The organism is Sphingopyxis sp. Soil_C_28, from assembly GCF_057657055.1.
This window is the reverse complement of sequence record NZ_JBDGJE010000003.1, coordinates 66,106-78,124: the sequence shown is the minus strand read 5'-3', so window position 1 is coordinate 78,124 and position 12,019 is coordinate 66,106. Positions and strand designations below refer to the sequence as shown.

15 protein-coding genes are annotated in these 12,019 nt (G+C 64.5%); 11 read left to right on the top strand and 4 right to left on the bottom strand.

Features of this window, described 5'->3' with window-relative positions; translation table 11 throughout:
* Positions 1-293 precede the first annotated feature (293 nt).
* The gene (locus tag AC3A43_RS13820) at positions 294-797 is read right to left on the bottom strand and encodes a GNAT family N-acetyltransferase (protein ID WP_487793133.1); all 504 of its coding nucleotides are present in this window, start codon (positions 795-797) and stop codon (positions 294-296) included.
* A gap of 90 nt (positions 798-887) precedes the next feature.
* Between AC3A43_RS13820 and AC3A43_RS13815 the strand changes: the two genes are divergently transcribed.
* Both AC3A43_RS13815 and AC3A43_RS13810 read left to right on the top strand, forming a co-directional pair.
* A complete protein-coding gene (locus AC3A43_RS13815) occupies positions 888-1,259 on the top strand; it encodes a dihydroneopterin aldolase (protein ID WP_487793132.1) in 372 nt (123 codons plus the stop codon).
* Positions 1,256-2,017, top strand: a complete 762-nt coding sequence (locus tag AC3A43_RS13810; protein WP_487793131.1) for an SDR family oxidoreductase — start codon at positions 1,256-1,258, stop codon at positions 2,015-2,017. The genes AC3A43_RS13815 and AC3A43_RS13810 overlap by 4 nt, the downstream gene beginning before the upstream one ends.
* A 59-nt stretch (positions 2,018-2,076) precedes the next feature.
* Here AC3A43_RS13810 and AC3A43_RS13805 read toward each other — a convergent pair whose 3' ends face one another.
* Together AC3A43_RS13805 and AC3A43_RS13800 are read right to left on the bottom strand one after the other, a co-directional pair.
* Positions 2,077-3,510: an NAD-dependent succinate-semialdehyde dehydrogenase gene (locus AC3A43_RS13805; RefSeq protein ID WP_487793130.1), complete on the bottom strand. Its 1,434-nt coding sequence runs from the start codon at positions 3,508-3,510 to the stop codon at positions 2,077-2,079.
* Positions 3,511-3,559: 49 nt separating this feature from the next.
* On the bottom strand, positions 3,560-4,159 hold the full coding sequence (locus AC3A43_RS13800; protein WP_487793129.1) for a TIGR02466 family protein: 600 nt from the start codon (positions 4,157-4,159) through the stop codon (positions 3,560-3,562).
* Between the two features lie 46 nt (positions 4,160-4,205).
* Between AC3A43_RS13800 and AC3A43_RS13795 the strand changes: the two genes are divergently transcribed.
* The 5 genes from AC3A43_RS13795 to AC3A43_RS13775 all read left to right on the top strand — a co-directional run bounded on the left by AC3A43_RS13795 (position 4,206) and on the right by AC3A43_RS13775 (position 8,184).
* Complete coding sequence (locus tag AC3A43_RS13795; RefSeq protein ID WP_487793128.1) at positions 4,206-5,126, top strand: SMP-30/gluconolactonase/LRE family protein; 921 nt, start codon at positions 4,206-4,208, stop codon at positions 5,124-5,126.
* Positions 5,127-5,135: 9 nt separating this feature from the next.
* Positions 5,136-5,825 (top strand): VIT1/CCC1 transporter family protein, encoded by a 690-nt coding sequence (locus AC3A43_RS13790; RefSeq protein WP_487793127.1) that lies wholly within the window; start codon positions 5,136-5,138, stop codon positions 5,823-5,825.
* Between the two features lie 124 nt (positions 5,826-5,949).
* A complete protein-coding gene (locus tag AC3A43_RS13785; protein WP_487793126.1) occupies positions 5,950-7,053 on the top strand; it encodes a DUF2855 family protein in 1,104 nt (367 codons plus the stop codon).
* 50 nt (positions 7,054-7,103) lie between these two features.
* Positions 7,104-7,508 carry a hypothetical protein gene (locus AC3A43_RS13780; protein WP_487793125.1) on the top strand — a complete coding sequence of 135 codons (405 nt, stop codon included), beginning with the start codon at positions 7,104-7,106 and terminating at the stop codon, positions 7,506-7,508.
* Between the two features lie 16 nt (positions 7,509-7,524).
* Positions 7,525-8,184, top strand: a complete 660-nt coding sequence (locus AC3A43_RS13775; protein WP_487793124.1) for an HAD-IA family hydrolase — start codon at positions 7,525-7,527, stop codon at positions 8,182-8,184.
* 190 nt (positions 8,185-8,374) lie between these two features.
* On the opposite strand, the gene AC3A43_RS13770 is transcribed toward AC3A43_RS13775, so the two are convergent.
* Positions 8,375-9,268, bottom strand: a complete 894-nt coding sequence (locus AC3A43_RS13770) for a LysR family transcriptional regulator (RefSeq protein ID WP_487793123.1) — start codon at positions 9,266-9,268, stop codon at positions 8,375-8,377.
* A gap of 90 nt (positions 9,269-9,358) precedes the next feature.
* Here AC3A43_RS13770 and AC3A43_RS13765 point away from each other — a divergent pair, with 90 nt between their 5' ends.
* From AC3A43_RS13765 to AC3A43_RS13750, 4 genes are read left to right on the top strand one after another with little or no spacing between them, the layout of a single operon-like run.
* Positions 9,359-10,069 carry a CoA transferase subunit A gene (locus AC3A43_RS13765; RefSeq protein WP_487793122.1) on the top strand — a complete coding sequence of 237 codons (711 nt, stop codon included), beginning with the start codon at positions 9,359-9,361 and terminating at the stop codon, positions 10,067-10,069.
* A complete protein-coding gene (locus tag AC3A43_RS13760) occupies positions 10,069-10,944 on the top strand; it encodes an HAD family acid phosphatase (protein WP_487793121.1) in 876 nt (291 codons plus the stop codon). Before AC3A43_RS13765 ends, AC3A43_RS13760 begins: the two co-directional genes overlap by 1 nt.
* A complete protein-coding gene (locus AC3A43_RS13755) occupies positions 10,941-11,576 on the top strand; it encodes a CoA transferase subunit B (protein ID WP_487793120.1) in 636 nt (211 codons plus the stop codon). The genes AC3A43_RS13760 and AC3A43_RS13755 overlap by 4 nt, the downstream gene beginning before the upstream one ends.
* Entirely contained in the window at positions 11,569-12,018 is a 450-nt protein-coding gene (locus AC3A43_RS13750) for a hypothetical protein (RefSeq protein ID WP_487793119.1), read from the top strand. Before AC3A43_RS13755 ends, AC3A43_RS13750 begins: the two co-directional genes overlap by 8 nt.
* Position 12,019: the final 1 nt, after the last annotated feature.

Below are 12,019 nucleotides of genomic sequence, written 5' to 3'. Positions count from 1 at the left end.
GGTGCTCAAGTAAAGACGTCATCCTCGCGAAGGCGGGGAGCGACGTGCCGAGAAAAGCGGCAGAAAACTGCGTAACTTCACTCGCGCTGCGCTTTTGACATGCAAATTTTCGGCCATCGGGAATGAATCCCGGATCGAGTCCGGGATGACGAGGGGGGCGTGCGAGCGAATCCCGCGAAAGGGCGGAAAACTGCGCAACTTCATTCGCAAATCGCTGTTGCAGGTGGAAACCCGGGTTCATCCCGCAAGGCTATGCGGCCCGGATAATGTAGGACAGCATTTTTCGGGGCCGTCTACCTCGGCCCGATCATCCCCGCGCCGGTCGGCAGACTGTGCCCGTTCACCGCCCGGGCGAGGAGGCGGCGTTTCTCGAACGGCCCGGGCAAATCCCATTCGCCCGTCGCGTCGGCGTCGAAACCAAAGAAGCGGCCGTAATATTCGGGGTCACCGATCATCATCAACGCGCTATCGGCCTGTGTTTCGGCGGCGCCCAGCATATGCGCCATCAGCGTGCGGCCGTGCCCGCCGCGCTGGATATCGGGGCGCACCGCGACGGGGCCGACCATCACGAGCGGCGTTGCCGTGCCGTCGGCGGCAAGATGCGCGACCGGCCAGCACTGAATCGTGGCGAGCAGCGCGCCGCCATCGACAAGCGCGAAGCTGAGCGCACCCACCGCATCCATGCCTTCACGAATGCGATAGGCGGTTCGTCCAAAGCGATCCGTTCCGAAAGCCGCGTCGAGCAGATCCTCGACCGACTGCGGCTCGACATTCGACAATGGAAGTAACTCGACCAATGCTTACCCTTTCGCTAATGCGGCGGCGCTTTAGGGGTGCGGGCCCGGCGATGCAAAGCCGAATGTCGCGCCCGCCTGCAGGATGATCGCGTGACCGATAGTTTGTGGCTGGAAGTGGACGGGCTGACCGCTCAGGTGCTGACCGGCATTTATTCCGAAGAAACCCATCTGCCGCAGCCGCTGCGCATCTCGGTCCGCGCGAAGCTGGCGATGGCCGATCATTATGATCCGGTGACGCCGCTGAGCGCATCGAAAAATTACATGCACCTGAAATTCGCGGCGACCGAGGGCATCCCGAAGGATGTGCATTTCGTGCTGATCGAGAGCGTTGCCGACCATATCATCGACACTTTGTTCCTGCAGGATGAGAAGATCGACGAGGTCGAGGTGAAGATCGTCAAGCTCGCGATCGCCGAAGAAGGCGAAGCGATCGGCATCACGATGCGGCGGGCGCGCAAATGACACAGAAGCTGGCGTTGGTGACGGGTGGGCTCCACCGCGTCGGCGCCGCGATTTCGGCGCGGCTGGCGCGCGAAGGCTATGCGCTGGCGATCCACAAGCGCAGCCCGGGCGACGCCGACCCGGTGCTCGCCGAAGCGCTCACCGAGACCGGTGCGGTCAGCCATCGCTTCGCCGCCGACCTCGCCGATCCGGCGGCGGTCGATGCCTTGATCCCCGCCGTGATCGAAAAATTCGGTCGCGCACCCGATCTGCTCGTGAACAACGCCGCACTTTTCGCCGAGGGCGAGTGGACCGACCTGTCGGCCGCGGCGCTCGCCGAGATGATGCAGGTCAATTTGTCCGCGCCGGTGATGCTGGCGAAGGCGCTCGTCGCGGCGAGCGAAGGCACGCGCCCTGCGATCGTCAATATCGTCGATCAGCGTGTGGTGCATCCGGTGCCCGACCAGATCGCCTACAGCCTGTCGAAATCCGCGCTGTGGCGGGCGACCGCGACGCTGGCGGTCGCCTTCGGGAGCCGGGCGCGGGTCAATGCCGTGGCGCCGGGACTGACGATGGCGACCGACGATTATTCGGCGGCGCAGGTCGAGCGGCTGGCAAAGCTTATGCCGCTGGGGCTGCTCCCCGTACCGGGCCAGATCGCCGATGCGGTTGCGTATCTCGCCCGTGCCGAGGCGGTGACCGGGCAGACGATCTTCGTCGACGGCGGCGCGCATCTCGCGCCGATGGCGCGAGATTTCGTGGCGCTGGAGCGGGATTGACGGCGCTCTGCAATAAATAGGGACTGTCCCTATTTATTGCCCCTCGGTGGGCGGCGGCCTCAGTAGATATGCACCGCCTTGGTCACCAGATAGCCATCCAGCCCCTCGGGTCCGCTTTCGCTGCCGAAACCCGATTCCTTGATTCCGCCGAACGGCGTGTCGAGCGTCGAGATCATAAAGCTGTTGACGCCGACCATACCGCTTTCGATCGTGTCGACGATGCGGTTGATGCGGCGGCCGTTTTCGGTGAACGCGAAGGCGGCGAGGCCGTAGGGTAGCCGGTTCGCCTGCTCCAATGCCTCTTCCTCGGTGCCGAACGGCCGGATCAGCGCCATCGGCCCGAACGGCTCGTTGTTCATCGCGTCAGCCTCGATCGGCACGTCGGCGATCGCGGTCGGCTGGAAAAAATAGCCGTCGCCGGTCGCCTCGCCGCCCGCGATGACGCGCGCGCCCTTCGCCTTGGCGTCGGCGACCAGCGCTTCCAGCGCGGGGATGCGGCGCGCATTGGCGAGCGGGCCCATCTGGGTGTCGCCGTCAAACCCGCTGCCGATCTTCACCTTCGCGGTCCGCTCGGCAAAGCCCTTCACAAAGGCGTCGTAGATGCCCTGCTGCACATAGAAGCGCGTCGGCGAAATGCACACCTGTCCGGCATTGCGGAATTTCTGCCACACGACCTTGTCCAGCGTCGCTTCGAGGTCGCAATCGTCGAAAATCAGGACCGGCGCATGGCCGCCGAGCTCCATCGTGATCCGCTTCACCCCGTCGGCGGCGAGCTTCATCAGATGTTTGCCGACCGCGGTCGAGCCGGTGAAGCTGACCTTGCGGATAACGGGGCTCGCAAGCAGATGCCGGCTGATCATGTCGGGGTCGCCATAGACGAGTTGCACAACATCGCCGGGGATACCCGCATCGGCGATGCAGCGCATGATCGCGCTGGTGCAGCCGGGGGTTTCCTCGGGCGCTTTCGCGATCACGACGCAGCCCGCGGCGAGCGCGGGGGCGATTTTCTTGACCATCAGATTGACCGGGAAGTTCCACGGGCTGAACCCCGCGACCGGGCCGACCGGATGTTTGGTGACCATCGCGCGCTGGCCCGCGGGGCGCTGGAGCACGCGGCCTTCGATGCGTTTGCCCTGCTCGGCGAAATAGTCGAACAGCCCCGCAGCCGACAGAACTTCGCCGCGCGCCTCGGCAATCGGCTTGCCCTGTTCGAGCGTCAGCAGCGTTGCGATATGCTCGACACGCTCGCGGATGATCCCTGCCGCCTTGTGCATCAGCGCCGCGCGTTCGTCGGGAGTCTTGGCGCGCCACACCGGCCAGCCGCGTTCTGCCGCGGCGAGCGCTTCGTCGAGATCGGCGGCAGTCGCCACCGGCAGTTCGGCGATCGTGCCTGCGGTCGCGGGATTATAAACCGGCCGCCCTTCGCGCCCCTCACCGCTCCGCCAGGCGCCGTTGATGAAGAGCTGGAGGTCGGCGTCGTAGGTCGCGGTCATGGATGGTCCTTTGCCAAGGAAATGGGGGATGGCGGCGATATAGGGTGGCTTAGCGATAGTTAAAGCTGATGCTGATCCGCTCGCCCTTGCCCGAATGTGGCATCACCTCGTGGCGCAGCCAGCTCTCCCACAGGAAGACGCGGCCGGCGGCGGGCTTGGCATAGATGAAGGGCAGCAGATGTTCGGGTGCCTCGTCGGTGCGGCCCGGCGCCGCCATCAACATTGCGAGCCGCGGATCTTCGAGCTTGAGCGCGCCCGATCCCGGCGGGACGGCGACGTAAAAGGTTCCCGACACGATGCTGTGGGGGTGGATATGGCCGCTGTGCGTGCCGCCGGGTTTCAGGACATTGACCCACATAGAGTCGAGCTTCAGCGGTTTGGCGAGGTCGAAGTGGCATGCCTTGGCGAAGGCTTTGACTTCCTTGTCGAGCAGGCGCTTGAGGTCATCGAATGCCGGATCGCGTTCGGGCAGGTCGTTCAGGCTCGCGTAGCTGGTATAGCCTTTATAGCCATGCTCGCGGCTCCAGCGCCGGCCCGCGCCATCCTCTTCGGCGAACAGGCGGCTGCTTTCCTCCAGCTCTTCGAGCAGGTCGGGCGTGCCGATATCGGCCTCGTAAAAATTGGTGGCGAAGAGCGTGCGAACGGGCATGATGGCCGCAAAGCACAGCAAGTGCGCGCACGCAAGGGAGACAAGGATGGCCGGGTTTGAACTGATCGCCGACGGATTGCGCTTTCCAGAGGCGCCGGTGGTGATGGACGACGGCAGCGTCATCGTCGTCGAGATCGAGGCGAAGCGCATCACGCGCTGCTGGCCCGGTGGCCGGAAGGAGGTCATCGCGACCCCCGGAGGCGGTCCGAACGGGCTGGCGATCGGCCCCGATGGCAAGCTCTATTGCTGCAACAACGGCGGGTTCAACTATGTCGAATCGAACGGCTATCTCGCGCCGCACGGCATCGCCGACGATTATTCGGGTGGGCGGATCGAGCGGATCGATATCGAGACCGGCGAAGTCGAAGTCCTGTACAAAACGGGCGATCATGGCGTCGTGCTGCGCGGGCCGAACGACATCATGTTCGACAGCCACGGCGGCTTCTGGTTCACCGACCATGGCAAGGTCGATTATGCGAAGCGCTGCCACGATATCGTCGGGATTTTCTACGCGAAGGCCGACGGCAGTTTTATCGAAGAAGTGATCTTCCCGTCGAACAATCCGAACGGCGTCGGCCTCTCACCCGACGGCAACACGCTTTACGCGGCCGAAACCTACACATGCCGCCTGATGAAGTTCAATATCATCGCGCCGGGCAAGGTCGACGACGCCGCAGGGCCGGGCGGCCCGGGGATCCCGCTCTATCGCCCCGCAGGCTATAAATTCTTCGACAGCCTCGCGATGGAGGCGAACGGCAATATCTGCATCGCGACGATCGGCGAGTGCGGGATCAGCGTGGTATCGCCGCAAGGCGAGCTGGTCGAATTTGTCGCGACCGACGATATCTTCACAACCAATATCGCTTTTGGTGGCTCCGACCGCCAGGATGCCTATCTGACCCTGTCAGGGACCGGGCGGCTGGTGAAGACACGCTGGGCGCGCCCGGGACTGCAACTGCAATATTGAAGGAGCGAGATGCACGAGGAAACCCACGCCGTCACACGGATCGGCTGGCTGCGCGCCGCGATTCTTGGCGCCAATGACGGGATCGTATCGACCGCGAGCCTGATTGCGGGCGTTGCGGCGGCGGGTGCGAGCCAATCGTCGATCCTTGTGACCGGTACCGCGGGACTTGTCGCCGGCGCGATGTCGATGGCGGCGGGCGAATATGTTTCGGTGAGTTCGCAGAGCGACGCCGAAAAATCGGACGTCGAGCTGGAGAAGCGGCATCTTGCTGCCGACCCCGAATTCGAACTCGAGGAGCTGACTTTAATCTATCAGGAGCGCGGGCTCGACCGCGCGCTCGCCGAGCAGGTCGCGGTGCAGCTGACCGAACATGATGCGCTCGATACGCATCTGCGCGACGAACTGGGCATGACCGACGCGATGGCGGCGCGGCCGATTCAAGCGGCGGCGGCTTCGGCGGCGAGTTTTACCGCAGGCGCAGCGTTGCCGCTTGCGACGGCGCTGATCGATCAGGGCACATCGCTGCCGTGGACGGTGTCGGCAGCGTCACTGGTCTTTCTCGCGATCCTCGGAGCACTCGGCGCGCGCGCAGGCAATGCGCCGATGCTGCGCCCCGTCGTTCGGGTCACCTTCTGGGGTGCGATGGCGATGGCCGTGACGATCGCGATCGGGTCGCTGCTGGGGACGACGGTGGGCTGATCTGCGCCGCGACAGGGACCGGATGCCTTGCCGATGCGTCCGACCGCGATTGTCAGGAACGTTCCCATCTGTATGACTATCGGTCATCCCGCAATCGCGGGCAAGACAATCGGAGGGGTCCGGAATGAGTTCAACGAGCTGGGCGATCGACATCGATCGCGACGATATCACGCAAGCCACATTGACTGCCCAAGAGAGCGCTCCGCTCGCACAGGGACAGGTTCGCGTTCACCTCGACAGCTATGCGATGACCGCCAACAACATCACTTATGCCGTGTTCGGCAAGCCCGCCGGGCTGTTCGGTAACGATCAGGGTTATTGGGATTTCTTCGCCGAGCGCGACACCCCGGGCCGCCTGCCCGTCTGGGGTTTTGCGACCGTCACCGAAAGTGCGGCCGAGGGGGTGGCGGTCGGCGACCGCTTCTACGGCTATTATCCGATGGCGAGCGAGGCGGTGCTGAGCGTCGGCAAGGCGGGTCCTGGCGGCTTCACCGATGTGACGCCGCGGCGCACCACCCTGCCCCCCATCTATAACAATTATCAGCGGATCGAGGCGCTGCCCGACTATCGCGCCGCCGACCATGATTATTGGCCGGTGTTCCGTCCCCTTTTCCTCACCGGCTGGCTGATCGCCGACCAGTTCGAGGATGAGGGCGATTATGGCGTCCAGCAGATTTTGATCGCGAGCGCGTCGAGCAAGACCGCGATCGGGCTCGGCTTCGCGCTTAAACAGCGCGCCGACCGCCCCGAAACGATAGGGCTCACGAGTGCGGCCAATGTCGAGGCGCTCGCGGCGCAGGGCATCTACGACCGTGTGATCAGCTACGACCAGATCATGACGCTGAACGCGACCACCCCCGCCGCGCTCGTCGACATGGCGGGCAATGGCGCGGTGACCCGCGTCGTGCACAGCCATTTCGGTAATCAGCTGCAGGCGTCGATCATCGTCGGCAAGTCGCACTGGGATGCGCAGGCCGATGTCGAGGGGCTGCCGGGCCCCGAGCGGCAGGGCTTTTTCGCGCCGGGCCGCAGCCAGAAGCGCATTGCCGACTGGGGCGGTGCGGCGTTCGGGCAGAAGATCGCCGAGGCGTGGCTGGCGTTCATGGACGTTGCACCGCGGCTGGCATCGGTCGATAAGCGCAGCGGCGGCGACGCGGCGCTCGCCGCTTATCGGGAGATGCTCTCGGGACAGGCCGACCCCAGAACGGGGATCGTTGTCGTTCCATGAGGGTCGCACGGAGCAATCCCTTTCACCGCCGCCGGACGAAAGGACCAACCATGCTTCGTACCCTTATTGTCGCCACCTCGCTTGCGCTCCTGCTTCCGGCAGCAGCGGCGCTTGCCGAAACGCCCAAAGCCGCGCCCGCGCACAAGGCCGACCTCGCCGACCGCGTCGCGGGCACCTACACGGGCAATGTCGCCTCGGACGCGCGCGGATCGTCGCGGAACGATGTCACGATCACCGTGACCCGCACGGGACCGAACAAGATCGAGATCAAGTCGGACTATCCGCGCATCCCGACCGTCACCATCCCGCTCGAAAAGGCGATGGACGCGATCCTTGCGGCGAGCGGCCCCTATGTCTTTCTCCTCGACACGGTGCGGTCGCCCGACCGGCTCGACCTCACCATCGGCGATGCAAGCTGGTCGGGAAATCGCGTCGCCACCCCCGCCAAGAAATAAGGTTGTTTTCTCCCGCATGACTTACTCGACGGTTATATTCGACTTCGGCGGCGTCATCACGGCGTCGCCGTTTGAAGCCTTCAATCGCCTCGAGGAAGAACGCGGGCTGCCGCGCGATTTCGTGCGCCGGGTCAACAGCGCCGATCCCGACGGCAATGCCTGGGCGAAATTCGAGCGCGCCGAGATCGACGCCGCGACCTTTGACACTTTGTTCGCCGACGAAGCGCGGGCGCTGGGGCATGAGCTGGAGGGCGAAGCCGTGCTCGCGGTCATCGCGGGGGCGGTGCGCCCGGCGATGGTGGCGGCGCTCGACACGTTGAAGGCCAATGGGCTGCGCATCGGCTGCATCACGAATAATGTTCCCGGCGGCAAGATGGGGATCAAAGGGGCGGGCATGACGCGCAGCGAAGAAGCAGCGAACGAGGTCGCGAAGATCATGGCGCGGTTCGAGCATGTCATCGAGTCGAGCAAGGCGGGTGTGCGCAAGCCCGATCCGCGGATTTATGAGATGATGTGCGAGAAACTCGGCGTCGAACCCGGCGAGTGCATCTATCTCGACGATCTTGGCATCAACTGCAAACCGGCCGCTCAGCTTGGGATGCATGCGATCAAGGTGACGAGCGGCGAGCAGGCGCTGGCCGAGCTGTCGGCGGTGCTGGGGATGCGGTTGCCCTGATAATTGGTGGTTCGGTGGTGACGGATGACCGTTTTGGGATGGGGAGCGGACGTTCCCTGTTCGTCATCCCGGGCTTGACCCGGGACCCGCCTGCCTTCTGGCGAACACCGAAAAGGCAAGGCAGGCCCCGGATCAAGTCCGGGGTGACGATGATCAGTAAGGCAGCTTCCGGTGAAACCCGGCGGTCGACTCAAACCACCGCCTCAGCAAGGTTCAGCTCCGCCGCGCGCTCGAAGATCTGCGTGAGCACGGGTTCGGTGTCGGCGACGCGCATCGCGACCTGAAACTCGACCGGCGCGAGCGTCGGCATGCCGTCGATCCGGGCGAGCGCACCGCTCGCGATTTCGCCGCGTACCATCGGCTGCGGGAAGATGCCGATGCCCCCGCCCGCTTTCGCAATGTCGATCATCGTGCGCGCATTGTTGCAGAGGTTGAGCGACTTCTGCGCGATGCGCGACGCGGCGATCGCCTCGCGCATCCGGCCGTGGATCGGCGAATGGCTGGCGAGCGACCAGACGGGAAGCGCCGCCTCGCCTCCGGCAAAGGCCGATGTGACCGTGGGACTCGCGAGCCACACCAGTTCGACCGCGCCGATCGGGCTGGTTTTCAGCGCCGGGTGCGCGATCGGACCCGCGGCAAAGGCGATGTCGGTGCGGCCGGTCAGAAGCTGCTGGATCAGATTCGCGGTAAGGTCGATTTCGATTTCGAGCCCGACATGGGGCATATCGGCCTTCAATCCCGCGACGAAGGCGGGAAGGCAACTCGCCGCCGCGATCTCGCCCGCACCGATCCGCACCACCCCGCTCGCCTCGCCATATCCGCCGCTGCCGAGCAGCGCGACCTGCATGTCGCGGAGCAGCGGGTCGCAGTCGCGCACGAGCTTGCGTCCCGCCGCGGTGAGCGACATCGCGCGCCCCTCGCGGCGGAACAGCGCGGTGCCGAGGCGCTGTTCGAGCTCGCGCATCCGCGCCGATACCGTCGGCTGGGTGGTGTTGAGCCGCTCAGCGGCGGCCGAAAAGGTACCGAGCCGGTCGATCCACAGCAAGGTTTCAAGATGATAGAGCGAGACGCGATTGATAGACATTGTTTATATATAATCCAAAAATTGAACAATTAGAATTGATGGATTAAATGCGCCAAGGTCGCGCGCGAAACCATTCAGGAGAGCCGTCCCATGGGGAAGAAGCAATATCCCGACGCCGCCGCCGCCCTCGAAGGCCTGCTGTTTGACGGCATGCAGATTTGCGCAGGTGGTTTCGGCCTTTGCGGCATTCCCGAACGGCTGATCGACGCGATCCGCGACGCGGGCACCAAGGATCTGACGATCGCCAGCAACAACGCCGGGATCGACGGCGAAGGGCTCGGCAAGCTGCTCCGCACCAAGCAGGTCAAGAAGATGATCTCGTCCTATGTCGGCGAGAACAAGGAATTCGAACGGCAATATCTGGCGGGCGAGCTCGAGGTCGAATTCTGCCCTCAGGGCACGCTCGCCGAACGCTGCCGCGCGGGCGGCGCGGGCATTCCCGGCTTCTATACCAAGACGGGCGTCGGCACACTGGTGGCCGAGGGCAAGGAAGTGAAGAATTTCGACGGACAGGATTATATCCTCGAACGCGGCATCTTCGCCGATCTTGCGATCATCAAGGGCTGGAAAGCCGACGAGAGCGGCAACCTCATCTTCCGCAAAACCGCGCGCAACTTCAACCAGCCGATGGCGACCGCGGCGAAAATCTGCGTCGCCGAGGTCGAGGAAATCGTCCCCGTCGGTAGCCTCGATCCCGACGCGATCCACCTGCCCGGCATTTACGTCAAGCGCCTGATCGTCGGCGCGCCGTACGACAAGAAGATCGAATTCCGCACGACGCGTCCGCGCGAGGCCGCGTGATGCGCGGCTTTGCCCTGACGGGTGCGCTGTTGCTTGCCGGCTGCGCGAGCGCGCCGGCGGAGGTCGCGACGACCCCGCCGCCCGCCGCCGCACCCGCCGAGGCCGCAAAGCCGCCGGTCGCGCTACAATATCTCTACGGCTCGCCCGAAGCCGCCGTCGCCGTGCGCGCGACCAATGCACGGATCGCCGACTATGGCGTGTGGCGGATAAAGGAGCGGCCGAAGGACAGCGTCGTCCTGGCCGCGGGTGCGACGATGGACGCACCGGCCTTCGAGCCGTGTGGCAACAAGCCTTTCGCCGCGGTGTTCGACGCCGACGAAACATTGATCTGGAACCTCGGCCCGATGCGCTATTTCGCCGAAAAGGGCACGGCGTTCGACGTGAAAGTCTGGGACCAGTGGGAAAAGACCGGCGCGGGCAAAGCGGCCGCGATGCCCGGCACGGTCGAGATGGTGAACAAGCTCCGCGCAGCGGGCATCACCGTCATCGCCAACACGAACCGCAGCGCCGCCAATGCCAAGGGCAGCGAAGACACGCTCCGCGCCGCCGGGCTTGGCGAATTCAAACATGGCGAGACGTTGTTCCTGATGGGCGACGATAGCGGCGGGTCGAGCAAGGACCCGCGGCGCGCGACGATCGCGTCGAAATATTGCGTGATCATTCTCGGCGGCGACCAGCTTGGCGATTTCAGCCAGCAGTTCAACGTCAAGGACCTGCCTGCCGCGGCGCGCATGGCGCTCGCGACCAGCGCGGGCGCCGCCGCACTCTGGGACAAGGGCTGGTTCCTTTTTCCCAACCCCGTCTACGGCCCGTGGGAAAAACTGGGCTGGGATGATGCCTTCCCCTCCGACAAGCAATGGGAGCCAAGCCAATGAGCTGGACGCGTGATGACATGGCGGCGCGCGCCGCGAAGGAACTGCAGGACGGCTATTACGTCAACCTCGGCATCGGCATCCCGACCTTGGTCGCGAACCATATCCCCGCGGGGATGACCGTCACGCTCCAGTCGGAAAACGGCATGCTCGGCATCGGCCCCTTCCCCTTTGAAGGCGACGAGGATCCGGACCTGATCAATGCGGGCAAGCAGACGATCAGCGAGTTGCCGCAGTCGGCCTATTTTTCATCGTCGGACAGCTTTGCGATGATCCGCGGCGGGCATATCGACCTGACCGTATTGGGCGCGATGGAGATTGCCGAAAATGGTGACATCGCCAACTGGATGATCCCGGGCAAGATGATCAAGGGCATGGGCGGCGCGATGGACCTTGTCGCCGGCGTCAAGAAGATCATCGTCGTCATGGAGCATAATGCCAAGGACGGCAGCCCGAAATTCATTCCCGCATGCACGCTGCCGCTGACCGGCAAGAATGTCGTCGACATGATCATCACCGACCTCGCGGTGTTCCGGCGCGAAGACCATGACAGCCCGTTCCGCCTGATCGAACTTGCGCCGGGCGTGACGGCGGAGGAACTCGCCAAGAAAACGACGGCGCATTATATTGCATAATGTCGCGGCCAATCCCGGCTCCACCTGGCTGATCGTCGGCGGGTGGCTGTCGGTTCTGGCCGCGCTGCTCCACATCGCCTGCATTTTCGGCGGTCCCGATTGGTATCGCTTTTTCGGCGCTGGCGAGGGCATGGCGCGCGCGGCGGCGCGCGGCGACCTGCGCCCGACGCTGATTACGCTGGCGATCGGTGCGATCCTGCTAATCTGGGCCGCCTATGCCTTTTCGGGGGCGGGCAGCTTGCCGCGCCTGCCGCTGCTGCGGACGGGGCTGATCGCCATCGCCGCTATCTACCTGCTGCGCGGACTGATTTTCGTGCCGCTGCATCTGTGGCGACCGCAGCATAGCGACAGTTTCGCGATCTGGTCGTCGCTGATCGTCTTGATCTATGGCGCGGTTTATGCCGCCGGGACGTTCAAGGCGTGGGACCATCTTGCGCCCTGAG

What these genes read in the sequence shown, in the direction of transcription:
- AC3A43_RS13805 (WP_487793130.1), bottom strand. Translation starts at nt 3,510, where the DNA reads ATGACCGCGACCTACGACGCCGACCTCCAGCTCTTCATCAACGGCGCC.
- AC3A43_RS13795 (WP_487793128.1), top strand. Translation starts at nt 4,206, where the DNA reads ATGGCCGGGTTTGAACTGATCGCCGACGGATTGCGCTTTCCAGAGGCG.
- AC3A43_RS13780 (WP_487793125.1), top strand. Translation starts at nt 7,104, where the DNA reads ATGCTTCGTACCCTTATTGTCGCCACCTCGCTTGCGCTCCTGCTTCCG.
- AC3A43_RS13765 (WP_487793122.1), top strand. Translation starts at nt 9,359, where the DNA reads ATGGGGAAGAAGCAATATCCCGACGCCGCCGCCGCCCTCGAAGGCCTG.
- AC3A43_RS13800 (WP_487793129.1), bottom strand. Translation starts at nt 4,159, where the DNA reads ATGCCCGTTCGCACGCTCTTCGCCACCAATTTTTACGAGGCCGATATC.
- AC3A43_RS13785 (WP_487793126.1), top strand. Translation starts at nt 5,950, where the DNA reads ATGAGTTCAACGAGCTGGGCGATCGACATCGATCGCGACGATATCACG.
- AC3A43_RS13770 (WP_487793123.1), bottom strand. Translation starts at nt 9,268, where the DNA reads ATGTCTATCAATCGCGTCTCGCTCTATCATCTTGAAACCTTGCTGTGG.
- AC3A43_RS13760 (WP_487793121.1), top strand. Translation starts at nt 10,069, where the DNA reads ATGCGCGGCTTTGCCCTGACGGGTGCGCTGTTGCTTGCCGGCTGCGCG.
- AC3A43_RS13810 (WP_487793131.1), top strand. Translation starts at nt 1,256, where the DNA reads ATGACACAGAAGCTGGCGTTGGTGACGGGTGGGCTCCACCGCGTCGGC.
- AC3A43_RS13775 (WP_487793124.1), top strand. Translation starts at nt 7,525, where the DNA reads ATGACTTACTCGACGGTTATATTCGACTTCGGCGGCGTCATCACGGCG.
- AC3A43_RS13755 (WP_487793120.1), top strand. Translation starts at nt 10,941, where the DNA reads ATGAGCTGGACGCGTGATGACATGGCGGCGCGCGCCGCGAAGGAACTG.
- AC3A43_RS13790 (WP_487793127.1), top strand. Translation starts at nt 5,136, where the DNA reads ATGCACGAGGAAACCCACGCCGTCACACGGATCGGCTGGCTGCGCGCC.